The sequence below is a fragment of the Aminobacter sp. HY435 genome (assembly GCF_027568395.1).
Classification (GTDB): domain Bacteria; phylum Pseudomonadota; class Alphaproteobacteria; order Rhizobiales; family Rhizobiaceae; genus Aminobacter.
Map to the genome: position 1 here is coordinate 18,791 of NZ_JANKZL010000005.1, position 18,996 is coordinate 37,786.

Genomic DNA, 18,996 nt, shown 5'->3' on the forward strand with positions numbered 1-18,996 from the left:
AGACTGCAAAAAAACTGCCCAACAAGGAAAGAAAATGCCCGAACCGCGCAAGATCATCATCGACACCGACCCCGGTCAGGACGATGCCGTCGCCATATTGCTGGCGCTCGGAAGTGCCGAGCTGGAAATCATCGGCATCACCGCCGTTGCCGGCAACGTGCCCCTGAAGTTGACCGAGAAGAATGCTCGCAAGATCTGCGAGCTGGCCGGCCGCCCCGATATCAAGGTCTATGCCGGCGCCATTCGCCCGTTGGTGCGCGAACTGGTCACCGCCGAGGAAGTTCACGGCAAGACCGGCCTGAACGGTCCGGACCTGCCCGAGCCCAAGATGAAGCTCCAAGAGCAGTATGCCGTCGACTATCTCGTCGAGACGCTGATGCGGGAGGAAGCCGGCACCATCACGCTCTGCCCGCTTGGCCCGCTGACCAACATCGCGCTCGCCATGATCCGCGAGCCGAGGATCGCGTCGCGCATCAAGGAAATCGTTTTGATGGGCGGCGGGTTCTTCGAGGGCGGCAATGTCACGCCGTCGGCCGAGTTCAACATCTATGTCGATCCGCATGCCGCCGACGTGGTGTTCCGCTCGGGCGTGCCGATCGTCATGATGCCGCTCGACGTAACCCACAAGGCCCTGACCACCACCAAGCGCACCGAGGCGTTCCGCAAGCTCGGCACCAAGGTCGGCCTCGCCACGGCCCAGATGCTGGAGTTTTTCGAGCGTTACGACGAAGGCAAATACGGCACCGATGGCGGCCCGCTGCATGATCCGTGCGTCATCGCTTACCTTTTGAAGCCGGAGCTGTTCCAGGGTCGCCACTGCAACGTGACCGTCGAGACGTCGTCCGAGCTGACGATGGGCATGACCGTCATCGACTGGTGGGGCGTCACCAAGCGTCCGAAGAATGCCACCGTCATGCGCGACATCGACCATGACGGCTTCTTCGCGCTTTTGGTCGAGCGTCTCGGCCGGCTCTGAGGCGACAAGCTACCGGCATGTTCGAAAGGGCGGCGACTGCCGCCCTTTTTTGTTTCTCGGCCTATTTCGCGCGCGAAAACGCCAGCCACACCCCGCCGCCGACAAGGAACGTGCCCGATATGCGGGTCATCAGCTTCAGGCGCCTGGCTGACAGGAACTTGCCGGCGCGGCCTGCGGCAACCGCATAGGTGGAGTCCGACAGCGCGGCAAAAACCATCGCTGTCGCGCCCATGATGACGATCTGCTGGGCATAGTTGGCGGTCGGGTCGATGAACTGCGGAATGAAAGCGCCGAAGAAGATCAGCGTCTTGGGATTGCTGACGGCGACAAGAAGGCCCTGCAGGAAAAAGCCGCCGCGTGGCCGTTTCGGCATGCCGTTGGCGGCAAGTTCGCCGCCCGAGCGGAACATCTGGATGCCGAGCCAGATCAGATAGGCGGCCCCGAGCAGCCTGACCCATTCGAACCAGTGGCCCATCGCCTCGATCATCTGGTTGAGGCCGATGCCGACGATGGCGATCATCACGGCGACCCCGATCTGCGTACCCGCGGCGTTGAGCAGGCCGGCGCGGGTGCCGTGGCGGATGCTCGAAGCGATGATCAGCGTGACTGTCGGTCCCGGGATCAGGACGATGACGATGCAGGCAACGACATAGGCGGCATAGACTTCCAGCGACATGGACATTCCTCCAACTATCGATGGCAAATAAGCATCGTCGGGCAGAGTCTGTCCAGTGCGCCTGTCTCAGGCCTTCAGCGTCTCGTCGACCTCGGCGGCAAGCGGTATGGCGGGCTGGGCGCCGGGCTTGAGGCAGGCAAGCGATCCGGCGGCCGCGGCGCGTGCGAGCGCCTGTTCCAGATCCAGGCCGGCCGACAGGCCTGCCGCGAGATAGCCGCAGAAGGTGTCGCCGGCACCGACGGTGTCGACCGGTTTGATCTTCAGAGCTGCAACCTGCACCAGGTCCACGCCCTTGGCAGCAATGACGCCTTCCCCGCCCAACGTGACGATGACGGTAGCGCCGGTGCGGCGGGCGAACTCGAGCATGCGTTCGCTGCGTTCGCCGGCCGGCAGTTCCAGGGCCCCGGCATAGAGGTCGAATTCGGTTTCGTTGGCGACGACATAGTCGGCCTTGCCGACAAGGCTCGCCGCCTCGGCGCGGAAGGGCGCGGTGTTCAACAGCGTGGTGGCGCCGGCCTTGCGCGCCGCCGCCAGCGCGGCGTCGACGGTTGGCAGCGGAATTTCATGCTGCAGCAGCACGACGTCGCCCTTCGCGAACCGCGCCTTGGCGAGGTCGCCCGGTACCACCGTGCCGTTGGCGCCGGGAACCACCGCGATCATGTTCTCGCCGTCGCTGCCAACCAGGATCAGCGCGATGCCAGTTGCGGCATGCATTTCGGCGACGCCCGAGAGGTCGACGCCTGCGTCCTTGAGATAGGCGAGCGCTTCACCGGCGAAGGCGTCCTTGCCGACTGCGCCGACCATGCGGACCTTTGCGCCGGCGCGTGCCGCAGCCAGCGCCTGGTTGGCGCCCTTGCCGCCGGGGGCGGATTTGAAGTCGCCGCCGGGAACGGTCTCGCCTGGCCCCGGCAAACGGCCGACGGTGGCAATGAGGTCGAGGTTGATGGATCCGACAACGGTGATCACGGCAGTCTCCCGGCAAGTTGGGCGGGAACCTACCGCGTGTCTGGCCGTCTTGCCAGATGGGGCTCGCCTATTCGCAACGGAAGACGACCTGTGCCCGATAGTGTCCGGGCCGGGAAGATACCAGTCGATTTGGCGGCAGTGTCGCGCGAAGTTAACGCGCGACCTGTCCGGCCTCCCAGCCCAGGATGGCGCGCTTGCGCGTCAGCCCCCAGTGGTAGCCCGTCAGCGCACCCGACTTGCCGAGCGCCCGATGGCACGGCACGACGAACGACAGCGGGTTGGCGCCCACGGCGGCGCCGACAGCCCGGCTTGCCTTTGGCGAGCCGATGTCTGCGGCGATCGACGAATAGGTGCAGGCGCGCCCCATCGGGATCTTGAGCAGGGCGTCCCACACGCGCAACTGGAAATCAGTGCCGATCATCACCACCCGCAGCGGCTGGTCGGCGCGCCAGCGGCTTGGGTCGAAGATGCGTGCCGCGTATGGTGCGGTCGCCGCCATGTCCTCGACATAGGTTGCGTTGGGCCAGCGGCCGGACATGTCGGCGAAGGCCGCGCGCTCCTCGCCGGCGTCGTTGAAGGACAGCCCGGCCAGCCCGCGGTCCGTGACCATGATCAGCGCCACGCCGAACGGCGAGATGTGGAAGCCGTAGCGGATGGTCAGGCCGGCGCCGCGCGTCTTGTAGTCGCCCGGCGACATCGCCTCGTGGGTGACGAACAGGTCGTGCAGTCGTCCCGGGCCGGACATGCCGAGTTCGAACGACGTTTCCAGCAGCGGAATGCCGTCGTCGAGCAGGCGCCGGGCATGATCGAGCGTCACCGCCTGTAGAAAGGCTTTCGGCGACAGGCCGGCCCAGCGGCTGAACAGCTTCTGCAGGCTCGTCGGGGTTTCGCCGACTTCGTCGGCCAGGGCCTCGAGCGAGGGCTGGTCGCGATAGTCGAGGCTGATCTTTTCGATCACCCGGCGCACGGTCTCATACTCGGCGCCGACTGGTGTGATGTCCCGCTGCAGCGTGGCGACAGGACTCATTTTCGTCTGTGCGTTCATGGCTGTGTCTCCTTGAACGCCAATATCGCTGCCCAGCCTGGCTTTTCCCACCCGTTTCCTGCTTTCGTCAGCCGGCCCTGGCCGTCGCCAGCGCACGCGAGAATGCGGTCGCGAAGCTTTCCCGGTCGTCGGGATTTAGGAAGCTGCCGATCGGCACATTTTGCTCCCGCGACACCACGGCCATGCCGGTGATGCCGATTTCGTCGTGGCGCGACACTGAAAACCGGGCCCAGAACGGGTTGAAGTGAAACCGCTCGGACTTGCCCGAAGGTGCCGTCTTCAGGATGTCGAGGCTGGTGCGCGAGATGCTGACCTCTTCGCGGGCCCGGCCGGCGCGATAATTCAGCCTGAAGGCGATGTAGAGGCCGATCACATCCAGCCCGAAGAAACCGAAGATCGGCCATGCGCCCTGGCTGAGGAACACCACCCCGGTGGCGAGCCAGCCGAAAGCCAGCGCTCCCATCAACACCATGAAGCCGGTCCGGCCGAGTGACCGGTGCGGCAACAAAAGCGCCTTGAAGAAGGGCTCGTCGGCGGCGAATGTGGCGTTTGTCTCGCTCATGCGGGTTAATTATAGAAGGCCCATGAAAAACCCCAAGCCCAAAGATACGCCGAAGACGTCGCAGGCTGTCGGCCGCGGAACGTCAGCAGCCAAGCCGAAGTCGCGCGCGGTTCGCCGCCGCTCGCTCTATGCGCCTGCCGAGGTGCACGAGATCTTTCGCCGTTTTTCCGTTCAGCGGCCCGAGCCAAGGGGCGAGCTTGAGCATGTCAACGCGTTCACCCTGCTGGTGGCGGTGGTTTTGTCGGCGCAGGCAACCGACATCGGCGTCAACAAGGCAACGCGCGCGCTGTTTGCCATTGCCGACACGCCGGAAAAGATGCTGGCCCTCGGGGAGGAGACGGTCGGCCAGCATATCCGTACCATCGGCTTGTGGCGCAACAAGGCCAAGAACGTCATCGCCCTGTCCGAGGCGTTGATTCGCGACCACGGCGGCGAGGTGCCCGACGAGCGGGACCTTCTGGTCCAGTTGCCCGGCGTCGGCCGCAAGACCGCCAACGTGGTGCTCAACATGGCCTTCGGTCAGCACACCATGGCGGTCGACACGCATATCCTGCGGATCGGCAATCGCATCGGGCTCGCGCCCGGCAAGACCCCCGACCAGGTCGAGGCGATGCTCGTCAGGATCATTCCCGATGAGTTCATGCTGCATGCCCACCATTGGCTGATCCTGCACGGCCGCTATGTCTGCAAGGCGCGCAAGCCCGATTGCTGGCGCTGCGTCATCGCCGATATCTGCAAGTCGCCGGAGAAATCCACCGATGAGCCGGCGCCGCTGGTGCCGCTGGAGGATCTCGACCCGGTCGAGGTCGCCGAGGCCGAAGTCGCCGCCCAATAGCCTGTCCTGGCGTATGGCGTACTGTCAGGAGCCTGCGCAACTGCCGTTGACGGATTCGCACGGCCCGGCAAGGATAGGCGATGGCCTTGTCCCGCGACATCAACCCCATGCCGGACTGGATCCGCTCGGCTCTCGTGGCGCGCCGGCTGCTCGAAGCCTATGAAAGACGGCCCGACTACCAGCGCAACGACTATCTCGGCTGGATTGCCCGCGCCAAGCTCGATGCGACGCGCGGCAAACGCCTCGAACAGATGCTCGACGAACTCGAGCGCGGCGGAGTCTACATGCGCATGGTCTGGAAGGGCTGAGCGCCGCTGGCGAAGCAGCTGTCGCCATCTGGCCTGCTGCCTTTCCGCGCGGCCGTGCTATGGCATGGCGGCCAGATGGAGCCGCAATCATGCCCGCCTTTTCCCTAGACGACATCCCGGTCATCGAGACCGAGCGAACGATCCTCAGGCCGCATCGTCTTGAAGATTTCGACGCCTATGCCGCCATGTGGGCGGACCCTGTCGTCACGCGATTCATTGCCAAGCCGAGGACGCGCGAGGAAAGCTGGCAGCGCTTCTTGCGCCATGCCGGCTCCTGGTCGCTGATCGGCTTTGGTTTCTGGGCGGTCGAGGAAAAGGCGTCGGGACGTTTTGTCGGCGAGGCCGGCTTCCACGACCTGAAGCGCGATATCTCGCCTTCGATCGAAGGCATTCCGGAGGCTGGCTGGGGCTTCGCCGCCGACATGCACGGCAGGGGCATCGCCAGCGAGACTGTGGCGGCGTTTGTGCGCTGGGCCGACGGCCGTTTTTCCGGCCGCACGGTCTGCATCATCGATCCGGCCAATGGCGCTTCGTTGCGCGTCGCCGAGAAGAACGGCTACCGCGAGATTGGCCGGACCACCTATCACGGCGAACCGACCATCCTGTTCGAGCGCCAGCGCAACCTGTAGCCCGGGCTCCGCGCCAAGGCAGGCGGCAAGCCGGGTTAGCGCATCGGCCCGAAAATCGGACCCGATTTTCGGAAAGCACGATGCGCCAACTCAGTAAGTTAGAGCGTCCTTTGTGCGTCCGTTCGGACGCACGGCGCTCTAGTTGCCTACTGCTCGGCGGCGGTCGTCCGCACCGGCTTTGCTGTGCCGATGCGCTCCCAGCGGCCACCGTTGCCCTGCGCCTGCCGGGCGAAGTAGCTGTAGGGTGTGCGTGACCAGTCGCGAACCGAGCTTGTCCGGTTGTCCAGGATCAGGTCGCCTTCGCTGGTGCGTACGGTGAGCACCGTATGCCCTTCGCCCCGGTAACGCGCCACGGTCAGCAGCAGCGCCGACGCCGGCCAGCCGCGCTTGAGCAGTTCGCGCTTCTTGAGGATGGCGAAATCTTCGCAATCGCCATAGGCGGCCGGCACGCGCCAATCGTCATCCTTGCCGACATTGGCGATGTCGCTGCGTTCCTTGATCCGCGAATTGACCGAACTGTTGACCTGCTTGAGTTCGGACTTGAGGTCGCCCTGCAGGGCGACGACCTTCTGGCCGCCCGACGTGCTGCAAAGCCCGGGCTCGCGGCTGCAGAAAGAAGAGAAGGCCGGCGGCGCGAACGCCTTGCCGGTGGTTTGCATGGTGGTGCCGGCTTGCGCGGCGATGGTGCAGGCAAAAGTAGTGGCAAGCGCAGTCAGCGCGACATAGCGTTTCACAGTGATGTCCCCGATGCGTGGATTGAATTGTGACGACAGGCGGTTAATGAGCGGTTGCTAAAGTGCTGTTTGGCCCAATCCGGGGCAAAGGGGTTAACAAATTGTAACTTTAACAAATAACATTTGAGGCAGTCAATAGTCCCCGGTTGAAACCCTTTCCCGGTCGACGAAGTGAACTCCGCCAAGCAATTGGTTGCCAAAGCCAATTTGGGAAAAGCTGTCTTTGACAATGGGATACTTGCTGGCGAAGGACACGCGAATGCCGGATGATTTGTGCCCGGCCCAAAGGCCGGCCAACCATCCGGCGCTGCCAAGACGAGCGAGGGATTGCAGCGTGATTGTGTTCCGTTTCAGGCGGGGAACCTACCCGTTGACCACGAAAGACAGCAGGACCTTGGGTGCCTTGATCGGTGCGCGGACGATGTTGAGCTGACCGCGGTAGCGGCGCTCGGCGGCGCCGATGACAAAGCCGCTGGCGATCGGGACCCCCTCGTTGGCGCTGAGCCTGGCGAAGATGTCGGCAACGTTCAGGTCGAGGGAGAGCCTGAGCTCACGCTGCGCATCCGCGCCGAAGCTGACCGGCAGTTGTCGTCGCACCAGGATTTGGAAGGCCGGGTTGAAGGCCAAGATTTTCTTGGCCGAAGACAGTGCAAATGCCGGGGCCGGACACGCTCCCAGAATAGAGCTGACGGTCCGCAGCGAGGCCAATTGGTTGAGCTCCGCGTTCTGGTCCGCCATCCAGCGCAGGCAGGCCACGCGGATCGCCGATGCGAGGTTGCTGGTGTCGCCGTTGGCTTGTGCAATCTCCTCGACCATTTCGCCAATCGTCATGCGATTCTGCTCGGCGAGCTGCTTGAGCGTCACCCAGAACAGGCGCTCGAGCCGGATGCCGCGTCGGCTGCCTTGGCGCACGACCACGCGAAAATCGGTCAGCAAGTCGTCGACTGAAAGGATGTTGGTGCCGACAGGTGCTGCCGCAGTGGCGTTATCGTTCACGCAAGGCCTCGTTTCGTGCCTTGTTGATGGGTTTGAGCAGGTAGCTGAGAATGGTTTTCCGGCCGGTGATGATCTCCACGGTGCTGATCATGCCCGGGATGATCGAATAGGATTGACCGTCTTTCTCCAGCGCCGACCGGTCTGTCGATACCCGGACCTGATAATAAGGCTCGCCCGTATTTTGATCGACGAGACTGTCGGCGGTGATGTTCTGGACCTTGCCGTCGAGACCGCCGAAGATTGAGAAGTCATAGGCCGAGACTTTGATCAGCGCTTTTTGGTCCGGCCGGATGAAAGCGACGTCGCGCGGCGAAACGCGAGCTTCGACCAGCAGCGTTTCCGAAGTCGGCACAATGCCCGCGACAACCGTGCCCGGTTGCACGAACGCGCCGAGAGTATTGACGTCGAGCGTGTTGACGATGCCATCGACAGGCGAGCGGATATCGGTGCGCGCCACCCGGTCGGTGGCGCCGCGGATGGTCTCATCCACTACCGAGAGTTCGGCTAGGGCCTGGGTCAGTTCGTCCAGCGCTTCCTGCTGCAGTTGCAGCCCGAACTCATCGACCTGAAGGTTCGCTTCGACGATCGCCGCTTCGGTGCGCTTGACCGTCTCGTTGGCGAGGTTGAGTTGGCCCCGCATCTCGGTCTGCTCGCGGTCGACACGGATCTGCTCGGTCTTGGCCATCAGATTGCGCTTGACCATTGAGCTGACGAGTTCTGCCTCCCTGTCGCTGACGGCGATGGAATCGGTCAGCCGCTGGACGTTGACCCTGGCTTCCTCGAGCTCCTTCTGGCGCTGGTCGAGCCGCGATTTCAGCACTGAAAGCTTGGTGTCGAAGTTTTGCCGCCGCGCCACCAGCAGCTTCTGCTCGTTCTCGCAGATCTCAGGCGCCGTATCGCTCAGTTCGACAGGGCATGCCAGCGGCTCGCCGATACGGCCTTCCTGTTCCTGCTTGAGGCGGGCGATGCGCGCCCTAAGGGTCCGCGCCTTGGCCTGCTGTTCGCCGAGGCTGGACTCGTTGAGCGTGTCGTCGAGGCGGATGATGAGATCGTTCTTCTTGACGATTTGGCCGATCTTGACCGCAATTTCCTCGACGATGCCCGGCTCGCTCGCCTGCACGATCTGCGTCTTGGACGCCGGGATGACCTTGCCTTCGCCACGCGCGATTTCATCGACTTCAGCAAAAGACGCCCAGATGACAAAGGCTGCGAACAGCGCGCCGATGATAAACACGGCTGCCGATGCAAAGAATGGCGGTCTGTCTTCCTTGGTAATCATCAATGCCCCATTATATTGAACGGGTTCAATATAATTACCCCGTCAAGCAGATGCGGCTAGCCGTTCGGCTTCTGCAATGCCTGAATTACTTTTTCTTTTGGCCCATCGGCAACTATGCGCCCCTGTTCGACAACAATAAGGCGGTCGACGATCTCGAGCATGCTGTAGCGATGGGTTGAGATGATCAGCGTCGTCTTTTCGTCGAACGCTGTCTTCAACTGCCTGATGAGCTGGCGCTCCGAAGCGAGGTCCATGGAACCCGAAGGTTCATCCAGGAATACGATCTTGGGCTTGGTCATCAACAGCCGCGCTATGGCCACGGTCTGCCGCTGTCCGCCAGACAGGTTGGTTCCGCGCTCGCCGACATTCATGTCGTAGCCGCGCGGATGCCGCGACACGAACTCGTCGACACCCGCGGCCTTTGCCGCGGCGATGATCTCTTCGTCGGTGGCATCGGGCTTGGCCATCAGGAGGTTTTCCTTGATGGTGCCCGAAAACAGATCGCCAGCCTGGGCGACGATCCCGACTGCCGCGCGCACTTCCGATGGGTGGTATTGCCGCACGTCGATGCCGTCGAGCAGGAGTTCGCCAGTGGTCGGCAGATAGAGGCGGCCGACCAGGCGTCCGAAAGTCGTTTTGCCGGATCCGATGCGGCCGATAATGCCCACGCGCTCACCGGGATTGATCGAAAGGTTCACGCCGGTCAGCACTTCGGTCTCGGTACCGGGATAGGCAAAGCTGACATTGCGCAAGTTGAGCGCCCCGACGCGAATCGGCCGATTGACGAAACCGACGGTATCGGGCCGGTCTTCAGGCTGGTGCATGATGGTGTTGACAACCCGCAACGACAGCATGGCCTGGCGGAAGCGCGAAATTGTCATTGCCAGCTGGCCGAGCGGCGCCACCGCGCGCCCGGAAAGCATGACCGCCGCGATGATTGCACCGGTGGAAATGGCGCCGTTGTCAAAGGCGTAGGCTCCCGCCACGACCAGACCGACGGTCACCAGCTGCTGGATGAACTGCGTCATGTTTGCCGCCGCTGCTGACAGCTCCTTGATCTTCTCCGACGTGTTGGCGGCATTCTTCGAATGCTCCCGCCATTTGCGCAGAAGATAGGCCTCGGCGCGCAGCGACTTGATCGTTTCGACGGTCGAGATCGATTCCACCAGCAGCGACTGTCGCTGCGAGGCTTCGTTCATGGAAGCGGCGACGCGCTTGCCGATGCGGTGCTGCGCCACCAGTCCGACCATGATTGCTGCGATGAAGGCGATCACCGGAACGATCACCAGCCAGCCGGCGATTGCGTAGATCACCAGCAGGAACACGAACACGAAGGCAGTGTCGATGAATGTGCTGACGGTGTTCGAGGTGAAGAACTCGCGCACGAATTCATACTGCGTCACGCGGTTGGCGTATTCGCCTGTGGATGCGGGGCGCGCGCTGAGGGAGGTGTTGAGCACCTTTTCGAACAGCATGTAGGAAATGCGCAGGTCGGCCTTGCGGCCGGCGTGGTCGATCAGCGCGGCGCGAGCGGTTTTCAGCAGCAAGTCGAACAGGATCGCCGTCGATACGCCCATCGCCAGAACCCAAAGCGACGAGATCGACTTGTTGGGCAGAATGCGGTCGTACACGTTCATCGTGAAGATAGGCGACGCGAGTGCCAGCAGATTGATGAAGATCGCTGACAGCGCCACACGCGAGTAGGACTTCCAGAAGGAGCCCAAGGTCCCATAAAGCCAATGCGGCCGCTCGATCTTGGCGGCATTGCCAACATTCATCTCCTCGGCGGTGTTGGCGTAGGTGATCGAGAAGCCAACGCCGCCGGAAATTGGCGACGCGGCCAGCTCGTCGCGCGAGATCGCGGTGCGGCCGTCTTCCTGGGGGCCGGTCAGGAACGCCGTGCCTTCGTTTTGCTCGGCCAGGATGGCGATGGGCAGGCGATTGGGGCGGAAGACTATCGCCGGCAGGTCAAAGCGCCCGCGCATGAAGTCGCGATGGTTGAACTCGCGTGTTTCCAGTCCGATGCGCTCGGCGAGGTGCCGGATTTCCTGCACCTCGATCCGAGTCTCGGATATTGGCACGCCCGAAAACAGCACGGTCTCCGCGCTGGGGCGACCGAGATAGGCTGCAACTGCCGAGAAGCATGATTTGAATGCTTCAGCGGGCGTTTGAATGTGCGTCTGCTGGTTCATGAGCGGCGGGGGCTGCCGTCAGGCAGACACCCCTACTTCTTTCTGACCGGCGCGAGCAGGTCAAAGGGCATGTTGTTCACTTGCTCCGAAGGCGTCCGGGCGTAAGTCTCGGTATCGGCGGTCGCCGGAACGTTGAACTCGTTTCGGGCGTAGGCATCAGACTGCTTTGCCGCCGAAAGGTTCATTGTCTTGAGCAATTGACCGGTTGCCGCCAGCAGGCGGTACTCGGCAAACAGCGACGCGAATGCCGCCGTGTTCGACAGTGTTTCCGCGTTGAAGCGCGTGTTCTGCGCATCGAGGACGTCGAGCAGCGAGCGCTGGCCGACCTTGAACTGCTCGCGATAGGACGACACCAGCCGATCATTGGCCGCGGTCTGCTGGCGCAGGGTCTTGGCCAGGTCCGCTTGGCGGAAACGGCGATCCCAGGAAATGCGAACGGCCTCGTCGATCTCGCGCTGCACCTGGTGCAGAGCAAGGCGCTGTTCGCTCACGCGGCGAACCTGCTCCTGCTCGTTGGCCTTGTCGATGCCACCGCGGTAGAGGTTCCAGCGCAACACCAGCCGGGCCTGCAGGTCGTTGGTCTCGTCTTCCGCGCCGTCGATGTCGTTGCCGATGCGGGCACGGCCTTCCGCGACCACTTCGGGACCGAATTTGGCCCGCGCCGCATCCACCAGCGAGGCAGCGGCGTCGATGTCGCTGTTGGCCATGTGCACGCGCGGGTTGTTGCGGCGGGCGAGGCCGAGCGCGTCATCGAGCGAACGCGGCAGCGCCTTTGCCACCGAGGCCGGCATGGTCGGGTTGGTCAGCGGCTTGCCGACAGTCTTGAAGAACCGGATCTTGGCCGCCTCAAGCTCTTCGGCGGCTTCCTGCACGCGAGCCTGCGCCGCGTAGAGGCGTTCTTCTGCCTGCTGGCGATCGGCGTCGGTCAATGCACCGCCCTGGATGCCCTCGCGGATGTCGCCGAGGATCGACTGATGGAAGCCCAGGTTTTTCTTGGCGTCGCCGACAATGCGCGCTTGCAGGATGTATTCGAGGTAGTCCTGCACGACCGTCAGGCCGATGAACTCGGAACGCTCGAGCACGCGGAAAGACGCGCCGTCGACGCGCGAGGCCTGGCGGTTGAGTTCGGCACGGCGCGCACCATTGTCGAAGATCTTTTGCGTCACGACAACGCCGGCTTCGGACGGATAGAGCGCCTCGTCTTCCTGATTGCTCAGCCGGCGCGACGGATTGTCCAGTCGCCGAACCCCCGTCGATGCTTCAAAGTCGACGCTGGGCAGGTAAAGCCCCTTGGCTTGGCGAAGCTCGAATTCGATCGCTTCGCGGTTCTGGATGGACTGGCCTATTTCGGGGTTGGATTCGACAGCCACCGCCATCGCTTCCTTGAGCGACAATGCGCTTGCGCCATTGCTTGACAGCATCGTTGCAGCAAGCAGAAAGCCCAGTCGCTTCGCCATACGCCCAACATTCATCGGCATGCTAGTTCTCCCGCTCCATCCCGGCGCCTCGCAACGCCAAGGATCCCTTCCACATCCACCGCGTGCAATTATCCGGTAGCGCACGAAAATCGACAGCAAATTGATCGCAGTTTGACCGATTCGGACCGATTCGGTCGATTTGGCCAAAGCACTGTATCAAAAATGCTACATCTTCCAGGGCTAAAACTACTTTGGCTGATGCTGCCCCTCAAGTTAACCGCGTGCCGGGCAAGCGCGTTAACTTATCACGACTCGGCTGCGGGATGGTTAGGCTCAGGCAACGGTCTCGAATCGGAGGCATGAAGCCGCGCCGTCATTTGCCCATCACCGAACCATGGAGCCTTCGCCAGGTGCTATGGTGGCAAAATTACCGGTTGCAGTCGCAACTTGGGCTGTGCCCGGCTTGGCGCCGTGGATCCAGGCCCGATCGGTGCTGAATGAGTAGAGCGGAACGTAGCTCCTGTATGCCTTGTCGCGGGTGACAGTGTTGCTCAGGTTGTCGAGGATGAACGTGCCACTCTGGGTAGCGACCGACAGGATGGCATGATACACGCCGCGGCTGCGATCCTGCAGCACGACGAGCGACATGCTTTGCGCCGGCACGCCGGCGGCGATCAACGCGGCCATCTTCAGTATGGCGAAGTCCTCGCAGTCTCCGGACCCCAACGAAAGTATTTCCGCCGGCTTGGCCCAGTAGTCCAGGTTGCCGTAGGTCGCCTCATCCTTGCGGTAGGCAATCAGCGTATTGACGGCGCGATTGACGGTGGCGAGCTTGTCGAGAAACCGCTTGTCGCGGGTGTTCTCCGCGAGGGCTGCGAAAGCTGCGCCTCTCTCGCCGCAGGCGGTGGCCTCTGCGCAACCATCGATCTCGCGATAGACATTCGCCCACCGCCCGGCCACCGGGAAGTTGCGCATCGGAATAGCGACCGAGCCGAACACGCCCGGGATGATCGCGGCAGTCTTCATCGGATCGACACCAACGGGCACGCTGCCGTCATTGGCTTCCATGCGGGCAACAAGGCCGTCGAAATTCCGGTCGAATTGAAAGGGCGCGATGGCGACCGGCATTGCCGGCTCGTGCAGCGCGATCCCGCCGAGAAGCTTGGGAGCGGTGGGCGTTGTGCTGCCGGCCGCTTCGGTTGCGGCGGCGCCATGTACGGTGACGGCCATGAATGCGGCTGTGGTCAGGCGCTTCAAACCGGAGGCCAGAAAATCGAACGATGTTGCTTTCATGCCGCTCACCTATTTTGATGAACGATAGCAACGGCACCTCAAATTACTGCAAACAAACGCAGATAATTATAGTATAAATCGAGAAGTCAACGTTTATATTGTTTTGAGTTTAGTTTGAAATTACTTTGTATCAAATTTTATGAAAATTCTTCGATGGGGTTTGGTCGTGGGCTGGCATAGCCGGTTGTTTCATGGCCTTCTGTAGTGGAGCGAAGCACAAGAGCGGTTGTTTCATGCCACGTCGCCCGCCGGGAATGCGGTCATCCATAAGATCGTTTGGGAGGCGGGGGTGAGGAGGCGCGTCCTGCTGACCCACGTCGGCGCGCTGGGCGGGCTGGTCGGTGTCGCTCTTGTCGTGATGGCGACGCCTGGCCTGCATGTGCCGCCGCAACCCATCTTTCCGCCGGATGTTTCGACGAAAGTACCTGCCCTGGATGCGTCGGGGCCAGTCGCCGTTGGGATGAAGCCGCCGCCAGGTCGTGTTCGCGCGGTGGCAGGCGATCTGGTTGCGCCGCCGCAAGTTGCGCTCGCTACGCTTGAGCGCGTTGCCGCCCGTCCGCCTCTTGGCGACCTGGGGCTGGCGGCGCCGCCACGTCGCGTCAGCCCGGACGAGTGGGAAGGGACGCTGCTCTATCGTCCCACGGTGACCTCCTCGGCCTCCTTCGTCGCGATGGGTTACACAATATACATAGCAGGCGCGGTCGCGGTCGAACCGGACCAGACTTGCGATTTCGAGGGCGTTCGATGGCCATGCGGCGAACGGGCTATGCTTGCTTTCAGGTATTTTCTGCGCGGGCGCGCACCGCTGTGCCAGCTTCTGCCAACTGCGGAACGGCTGCCGATTGCGGCGGCTTGCAAGCTGGGCAAGCAGGATGTCGGGGCCTGGCTCGTGGCCAATGGCTGGGCCCATGCTCGGCCCGGCGGCGGCTATGAAAAGGCCGAGGGCGTAGCCAAGCATGCCAAAATGGGGGTGTTCGGGCCGCCTGACTGAGCTATCCCGACGGTTCTCCTTGGCTAATTTTCCGACCCTTTCTTTAAAAATAGACTAGATTCAGCGATATGCGTCAAACTGTTCGAAATCGCACAAGGAATGTTTCATTCTCACGCTGTAGATCGATTCGTAGATGAGTACGGAGGGATCTGGCGTGGACAATTCTGGTGCAGGAAATGCAGGCCGTGGCTGGGCGCCCATCGCCCGCTATTCGCTGCTGGGCACGGCTGCCTGCGCTGCGGTGGCAGGCGCTGCTGCGGCTGTCGTGTTCGCTGATCAGACTGGCGATGTCTTCTGGCGGGCGGTCATCGGCGCGGGTGCCGTGGCAGCCCTGGTGGCCGCGCCCTTGCTTTCCATCGTCGCCAGCGAGCGGCGCAGGTTCGGTGCGCTCCGCTCGGAAGTCAGCCGTCTGTCCTCGGTCGATGCCCTGACCTCGTGCCTCAACGGCAGCGTCTTTGCCAGTTTGATCGATGCCTTCCGCGGGGTTTCGTCCGGCGCCCGGCAGCAGGGCGCGCTGCTGGTCGTCGATGTCGACGGTTTCCGCGAGATCAATGCCAATTTCGGCCATGCCTGGGGCGACGAAGTGCTCAAGAGCGTGGCCGGCACCATCAAGTCTTCGGTTCGCGCTGGCGATCTGGTCGGCCGCACGGGCGGTAAGGAATTCGGCGTCTTCCTGCCGGGCGCCAGCCGCGAAAACGCCGAGCGTGTCGCCGAGCGCATCCGCCAGTCGGTCTCGGAGACCGTCCTCGAGCCGGGCGGCCGCCGGCTTCCGCTGTCCGTCAGCGTCGGCGCCGTGCTGTTCGAAGACCAGGTCGAGTTCGACGATTTGTTCCGCAATGCCGACAATCGCCTGGCCGAGGCCAAGTCGCGTGGTCCCAACCACATCGAGTTCGGTGAACTCCTGGCTGACGTCGGCGAACGGCGCAACCTCGACGCATGAGGCAGCCGGCAGGCATGGCACCTGCTGCTCCGATCGTCTCATTTCCATGAAAATCGCAACGGCTGCCGCTCGGCAGCCGTTGACACGAGTGCGTCTGTTTTGCAAAGTGAAACCGGTTTCACTTTTCGGGTGCGCACTGCGTGAAGTTCGACTTGTCGATCCTGGCGACACACATCCCCTTCCTGCTGGAGGGGGCGTGGCTGACGTTTCAGATATGCCTGTTGGCGGTGCTCGGCAGCCTCGTGATCGGCCTGTTGGTGGCAGCGGCCCGCACCTCGGCCTCGCCGCTGCTCAACATGGTGTCGGCGGTCTATGTCGACATCTTCCGCAATATCCCGTTCATCGTGCAGCTGTTTTTCTTCTATTTCGGCCTGCCCGAGATCGGCATCTACATCGATGCCTTCACCACGGGCGTCATCGCGATGTCCATCGCCGGCGGCGCGTTCACTTCTGACGTGCTGCGCTCGGGCATCCTGGCGATCGACCCGGGCATCATCGAGGCGGCTCAGGTCAGCGGTCTCAGGAAGGTCACCATCTTCCGCAAGATCGTGTTGCCCATCGCCCTGCGCGCCTCGGTGCGACCGCTGGGCTCGGTGTTCATTAACCTGATCCTGACCTCGTCGATCCTGTCGACCATCACGCTGAACGAACTGACCGGTTCGGCCAAGATCGTGGCCTCGCAAACATTCAGGCCCTTTGAGGTCTACTTCGTCCTGCTCGTCGCCTATGCCTCGCTGACCTATTTCGTTTCGATCCTGATCGGCATCCTGCATCGCTACCTCAACCGCAACCATGCGGAGGGGGCCGTCTGATGCGCTACGGGGATTTCACGCCGTTCGACATCGTCTTGCTGCTGCAGGGACTGGGCGTATCGGTTGCGCTGTTCGTTTCAACCACGCTGATCGGGCTGGTCGTCGGCACGCTCTGGGCGGTGATCCGCTTCTACCGTGTGCCGGTGCTGGCGCAGATCGTTACCTTCGTCGCCGAACTGCTCAAGAATTCTCCGGTTCTGGTGCAGCTGTTCCTGATCTTCTTCGGACTGCCGGCCTTCCTCAAGATCAATGTCACCCCGGTCGAGGCGGCGGTCATCACGCTGTCCGGCAACAGTGCCGCCTTCATCTATGTCATCGCGGTTTCGGCCATCGAGTCCGTCGGTCGCGACCAGATCGAGGCCGCGCGTGTCTTCGGCCTCAGCCGCTGGCAGATCCTGCGCCGGGTGATCGCGCCGCAGGCGGCGGCATTCGCCGTCGGCCCACTGACGGGCCTGCTGGTCAACCAGTTGCAGGTTACCTCGCTGATCTCGGTCATCGGCGTGATGGACCTGACCAAGGTCGGCAACATTCTCAACCTGCGCACGCTGAAGCCGTTCATCGTCTGGGCTGCCGTCGGAGCTCTCTACTACCTCACCGCCAAACTGGTGGCCTATGCCGGCGCGCGCTTCGAGAAGCGGCTTCGCGCCCATACCGCCTGGAAGGGTCTGTAAATGATCAGCATCGCCGGCCTGCGCAAATCCTTCGGCGCCGCCACCGTTCTCAACGGCATCGACCTCGAGATCCGCCAGGGCGAAGTCGTCTCGGTGCTGGGCTCGTCCGGTTCGGGCAAGTCGACGCTGATCCGCTGCATCAACGGGCTGGAAAAGATCGACGCCGGCAAGATATCGGTCGACAATTTCGATGTGTCGAAGCCGCGTGAGCTTTCCGAAGCGCGCAAGCGCTCGGGCACGGTGTTCCAGCTGTTCAACCTCTACCCGCACATGACGGCGGTGCAGAACGTGGCGCTTGCCCCGGTCGAGGTGCTGAAGGTGCCGCGCAAGCAGGCCGAGGCCGAGGCGCGCGAACTGCTGCACTCCGTTGGGCTAACCGAGCGCGCCGACGCCTATCCGGCGCAACTGTCAGGCGGCCAGCGCCAGCGCGTCGGCATCTGCCGGGCGCTCGCCATGAAGCCGAGCTACCTGTTGCTCGACGAGGTCACCAGTGCCCTCGACCCCGAGATGACGTCCGAGGTGCTGTCGATCCTGGCCAAGCTCGCCAAGGGCGGCACGACGATGGTCTTCGTCACCCACGAGATCGAGTTCGCGCGTTCCATCTCCTCGCGCATCGCCTTCCTCGACAAGGGTCAGCTCATCGCCGACCTGCCGACCGAAGAATTCTTCTCCGCCACGGGCATGGCCCTGCCGCGCGTGGCCCAGTTCCTCTCCAAGATGCGTAAAGACTGAAATGATCCTGCTTGCCAATTCCGAGGCCTGGCCCGGCTTCTCCAAGAGCGTCGAACTTCTGAAGGCGGGTCGCCACGGCATCGATGCCATGGTCGCCGGCATCGGCGAGGTCGAGCGTGAAGTGAAGGTCCGCTCGGTCGGTTTCGGCGGCTGGCCGAACATGCTCGGCCGCATGGAGTTCGACGCCGGCGTCATGGACGGCACGACGCGCCAAGTGGGCGCCGTTGGTGCCGTGCCCGACACGCTTCCGGTCGCGGCCCTGGCCCATGAGGTGATGAAGCGGCTGCCGCATGTCATGCTGACGGGAGAGGGCGCTCGCCGCTTCGCCACCGAGATCGGCTTCCCCCATGACGAGACGCTCTATGAAGAGAGCAAGCGTGTCTGGTGGGAGCGGTTGGAAAAGGAGCTTTCGGCGGAGGAGCTGGCGAGGTTCCCGAACATTCCGCTGGCGCCGCTGAGCCGCACCATCACCGACCCCGAGCGCGTCCGCGACACCACGGTGTTCCTGTCCAGGGACAGTGCTGCAGGGCTCAATGTCGTGACCTCGACTTCGGGCTGGGCGTGGAAATATCCCGGCCGCTTGGGCGACTCGCCGATCCCCGGCGCCGGCTTCTATGCCGACAGCCGCTTTGGTGCGGCCGCCTGCACCCACACGGGCGAGATGACCATGCGCTGCGGCACCGCACGCAGCATCGTGCTCGCCATGCGGCTTGGCCATTCGCTCGACGACGCCGTCGCGCTCGCCATCGAGGAACTGTGCGAGCTGAAGGACGGATTCCTGGCCGGCGTGGTCATCCATGCGCTCGACGCCCACGGCAACCACAAGGTCGTCAGCCTGAATTGCGACGAGCAGATCAAATACTGGTTCTGGGACGAAAGCCTGTCCGAGCCGGAGCATCGCGTCGCCCAATCGTTCAAGTCCTGACATTCAAGCAAGTCTC

The 18,996-nt window shown here is 63.0% G+C and carries 20 protein-coding genes; 10 read left to right on the forward strand and 10 right to left on the reverse strand.

Annotated elements, in window-relative coordinates; translation table 11 throughout:
* The first annotated feature begins 34 nt into the window (after nucleotides 1–34).
* A complete protein-coding gene (locus tag PCJ21_RS07285) occupies nucleotides 35–976 on the forward strand; it encodes a nucleoside hydrolase (RefSeq protein ID WP_269930730.1) in 942 nt (313 codons plus the stop codon).
* Nucleotides 977–1,037: 61 nt separating this feature from the next.
* On the opposite strand, the gene PCJ21_RS07290 is transcribed toward PCJ21_RS07285, so the two are convergent.
* The 4 genes from PCJ21_RS07290 to PCJ21_RS07305 form a co-directional block, all read right to left on the reverse strand.
* Nucleotides 1,038–1,652: a LysE family translocator gene (locus tag PCJ21_RS07290; RefSeq protein ID WP_269930731.1), complete on the reverse strand. Its 615-nt coding sequence runs from the start codon at nucleotides 1,650–1,652 to the stop codon at nucleotides 1,038–1,040.
* Nucleotides 1,653–1,718: 66 nt separating this feature from the next.
* The gene (locus tag PCJ21_RS07295) at nucleotides 1,719–2,618 is read right to left on the reverse strand and encodes a ribokinase (protein ID WP_269930732.1); all 900 of its coding nucleotides are present in this window, start codon (nucleotides 2,616–2,618) and stop codon (nucleotides 1,719–1,721) included.
* 151 nt (nucleotides 2,619–2,769) lie between these two features.
* Nucleotides 2,770–3,663 (reverse strand): bifunctional helix-turn-helix domain-containing protein/methylated-DNA--[protein]-cysteine S-methyltransferase, encoded by an 894-nt coding sequence (locus tag PCJ21_RS07300; RefSeq protein WP_269930733.1) that lies wholly within the window; start codon nucleotides 3,661–3,663, stop codon nucleotides 2,770–2,772.
* Between the two features lie 67 nt (nucleotides 3,664–3,730).
* Entirely contained in the window at nucleotides 3,731–4,225 is a 495-nt protein-coding gene (locus PCJ21_RS07305) for a DUF2244 domain-containing protein (RefSeq protein ID WP_269930734.1), read from the reverse strand.
* Nucleotides 4,226–4,247: 22 nt separating this feature from the next.
* On the opposite strand from PCJ21_RS07305, the gene nth reads away from it, so the two are divergent.
* The 3 genes from nth (at nucleotide 4,248) to PCJ21_RS07320 (ending at nucleotide 5,997) form a co-directional block, all read left to right on the forward strand.
* Nucleotides 4,248–5,060 (forward strand): endonuclease III, encoded by an 813-nt coding sequence (gene nth / locus PCJ21_RS07310; RefSeq protein WP_269930735.1) that lies wholly within the window; start codon nucleotides 4,248–4,250, stop codon nucleotides 5,058–5,060.
* Nucleotides 5,061–5,140: 80 nt separating this feature from the next.
* Entirely contained in the window at nucleotides 5,141–5,368 is a 228-nt protein-coding gene (locus tag PCJ21_RS07315) for a YdeI/OmpD-associated family protein (protein ID WP_269930736.1), read from the forward strand.
* An 89-nt stretch (nucleotides 5,369–5,457) separates the two neighbouring features.
* Nucleotides 5,458–5,997, forward strand: a complete 540-nt coding sequence (locus PCJ21_RS07320) for a GNAT family N-acetyltransferase (protein WP_269930737.1) — start codon at nucleotides 5,458–5,460, stop codon at nucleotides 5,995–5,997.
* A gap of 146 nt (nucleotides 5,998–6,143) precedes the next feature.
* On the opposite strand, the gene PCJ21_RS07325 is transcribed toward PCJ21_RS07320, so the two are convergent.
* From PCJ21_RS07325 to PCJ21_RS07350, 6 genes are all read right to left on the reverse strand, one after another.
* Nucleotides 6,144–6,731, reverse strand: a complete 588-nt coding sequence (locus PCJ21_RS07325; RefSeq protein ID WP_269930738.1) for a transglutaminase-like cysteine peptidase — start codon at nucleotides 6,729–6,731, stop codon at nucleotides 6,144–6,146.
* Between the two features lie 363 nt (nucleotides 6,732–7,094).
* Nucleotides 7,095–7,667, reverse strand: a complete 573-nt coding sequence (locus PCJ21_RS07330) for a ribbon-helix-helix domain-containing protein (RefSeq protein ID WP_269930739.1) — start codon at nucleotides 7,665–7,667, stop codon at nucleotides 7,095–7,097.
* Nucleotides 7,668–7,716: 49 nt separating this feature from the next.
* Nucleotides 7,717–9,006 carry an HlyD family type I secretion periplasmic adaptor subunit gene (locus PCJ21_RS07335; RefSeq protein WP_269930740.1) on the reverse strand — a complete coding sequence of 430 codons (1,290 nt, stop codon included), beginning with the start codon at nucleotides 9,004–9,006 and terminating at the stop codon, nucleotides 7,717–7,719.
* Between the two features lie 56 nt (nucleotides 9,007–9,062).
* Nucleotides 9,063–11,198 carry a type I secretion system permease/ATPase gene (locus tag PCJ21_RS07340; RefSeq protein ID WP_269930741.1) on the reverse strand — a complete coding sequence of 712 codons (2,136 nt, stop codon included), beginning with the start codon at nucleotides 11,196–11,198 and terminating at the stop codon, nucleotides 9,063–9,065.
* A 32-nt stretch (nucleotides 11,199–11,230) separates the two neighbouring features.
* The gene (locus tag PCJ21_RS07345) at nucleotides 11,231–12,670 is read right to left on the reverse strand and encodes a TolC family protein (protein ID WP_269931112.1); all 1,440 of its coding nucleotides are present in this window, start codon (nucleotides 12,668–12,670) and stop codon (nucleotides 11,231–11,233) included.
* Between the two features lie 330 nt (nucleotides 12,671–13,000).
* Nucleotides 13,001–13,909, reverse strand: a complete 909-nt coding sequence (locus PCJ21_RS07350) for a transglutaminase-like cysteine peptidase (RefSeq protein ID WP_269930742.1) — start codon at nucleotides 13,907–13,909, stop codon at nucleotides 13,001–13,003.
* Between the two features lie 226 nt (nucleotides 13,910–14,135).
* On the opposite strand from PCJ21_RS07350, the gene PCJ21_RS07355 reads away from it, so the two are divergent.
* The 6 genes from PCJ21_RS07355 to PCJ21_RS07380 all read left to right on the forward strand — a co-directional run bounded on the left by PCJ21_RS07355 (nucleotide 14,136) and on the right by PCJ21_RS07380 (nucleotide 18,980).
* The gene (locus PCJ21_RS07355; RefSeq protein WP_269930743.1) at nucleotides 14,136–14,900 is read left to right on the forward strand and encodes a thermonuclease family protein; all 765 of its coding nucleotides are present in this window, start codon (nucleotides 14,136–14,138) and stop codon (nucleotides 14,898–14,900) included.
* A 154-nt stretch (nucleotides 14,901–15,054) separates the two neighbouring features.
* Nucleotides 15,055–15,840: a GGDEF domain-containing protein gene (locus PCJ21_RS07360; RefSeq protein ID WP_269930744.1), complete on the forward strand. Its 786-nt coding sequence runs from the start codon at nucleotides 15,055–15,057 to the stop codon at nucleotides 15,838–15,840.
* A 140-nt stretch (nucleotides 15,841–15,980) separates the two neighbouring features.
* A complete protein-coding gene (locus tag PCJ21_RS07365; protein ID WP_269930745.1) occupies nucleotides 15,981–16,652 on the forward strand; it encodes an amino acid ABC transporter permease in 672 nt (223 codons plus the stop codon).
* Nucleotides 16,652–17,323 (forward strand): amino acid ABC transporter permease, encoded by a 672-nt coding sequence (locus tag PCJ21_RS07370; protein WP_269930746.1) that lies wholly within the window; start codon nucleotides 16,652–16,654, stop codon nucleotides 17,321–17,323. Before PCJ21_RS07365 ends, PCJ21_RS07370 begins: the two co-directional genes overlap by 1 nt.
* The gene (locus tag PCJ21_RS07375) at nucleotides 17,324–18,055 is read left to right on the forward strand and encodes an amino acid ABC transporter ATP-binding protein (protein WP_269930747.1); all 732 of its coding nucleotides are present in this window, start codon (nucleotides 17,324–17,326) and stop codon (nucleotides 18,053–18,055) included. It begins immediately after the preceding gene.
* A gap of 1 nt (nucleotide 18,056) precedes the next feature.
* Nucleotides 18,057–18,980 (forward strand): isoaspartyl peptidase/L-asparaginase, encoded by a 924-nt coding sequence (locus PCJ21_RS07380; RefSeq protein WP_269930748.1) that lies wholly within the window; start codon nucleotides 18,057–18,059, stop codon nucleotides 18,978–18,980.
* Nucleotides 18,981–18,996: the final 16 nt, after the last annotated feature.

What these genes read in the sequence shown, in the direction of transcription:
- PCJ21_RS07285 (WP_269930730.1), top strand. Translation starts at nt 35, where the DNA reads ATGCCCGAACCGCGCAAGATCATCATCGACACCGACCCCGGTCAGGAC.
- PCJ21_RS07290 (WP_269930731.1), bottom strand. Translation starts at nt 1,652, where the DNA reads ATGTCGCTGGAAGTCTATGCCGCCTATGTCGTTGCCTGCATCGTCATC.
- PCJ21_RS07300 (WP_269930733.1), bottom strand. Translation starts at nt 3,663, where the DNA reads ATGAACGCACAGACGAAAATGAGTCCTGTCGCCACGCTGCAGCGGGAC.
- PCJ21_RS07305 (WP_269930734.1), bottom strand. Translation starts at nt 4,225, where the DNA reads ATGAGCGAGACAAACGCCACATTCGCCGCCGACGAGCCCTTCTTCAAG.
- nth (WP_269930735.1), top strand. Translation starts at nt 4,248, where the DNA reads ATGAAAAACCCCAAGCCCAAAGATACGCCGAAGACGTCGCAGGCTGTC.
- PCJ21_RS07315 (WP_269930736.1), top strand. Translation starts at nt 5,141, where the DNA reads ATGGCCTTGTCCCGCGACATCAACCCCATGCCGGACTGGATCCGCTCG.
- PCJ21_RS07320 (WP_269930737.1), top strand. Translation starts at nt 5,458, where the DNA reads ATGCCCGCCTTTTCCCTAGACGACATCCCGGTCATCGAGACCGAGCGA.
- PCJ21_RS07335 (WP_269930740.1), bottom strand. Translation starts at nt 9,006, where the DNA reads ATGATTACCAAGGAAGACAGACCGCCATTCTTTGCATCGGCAGCCGTG.
- PCJ21_RS07340 (WP_269930741.1), bottom strand. Translation starts at nt 11,198, where the DNA reads ATGAACCAGCAGACGCACATTCAAACGCCCGCTGAAGCATTCAAATCA.
- PCJ21_RS07345 (WP_269931112.1), bottom strand. Translation starts at nt 12,670, where the DNA reads ATGAATGTTGGGCGTATGGCGAAGCGACTGGGCTTTCTGCTTGCTGCA.
- PCJ21_RS07350 (WP_269930742.1), bottom strand. Translation starts at nt 13,909, where the DNA reads ATGAAAGCAACATCGTTCGATTTTCTGGCCTCCGGTTTGAAGCGCCTG.
- PCJ21_RS07370 (WP_269930746.1), top strand. Translation starts at nt 16,652, where the DNA reads ATGCGCTACGGGGATTTCACGCCGTTCGACATCGTCTTGCTGCTGCAG.
- PCJ21_RS07375 (WP_269930747.1), top strand. Translation starts at nt 17,324, where the DNA reads ATGATCAGCATCGCCGGCCTGCGCAAATCCTTCGGCGCCGCCACCGTT.
- PCJ21_RS07380 (WP_269930748.1), top strand. Translation starts at nt 18,057, where the DNA reads ATGATCCTGCTTGCCAATTCCGAGGCCTGGCCCGGCTTCTCCAAGAGC.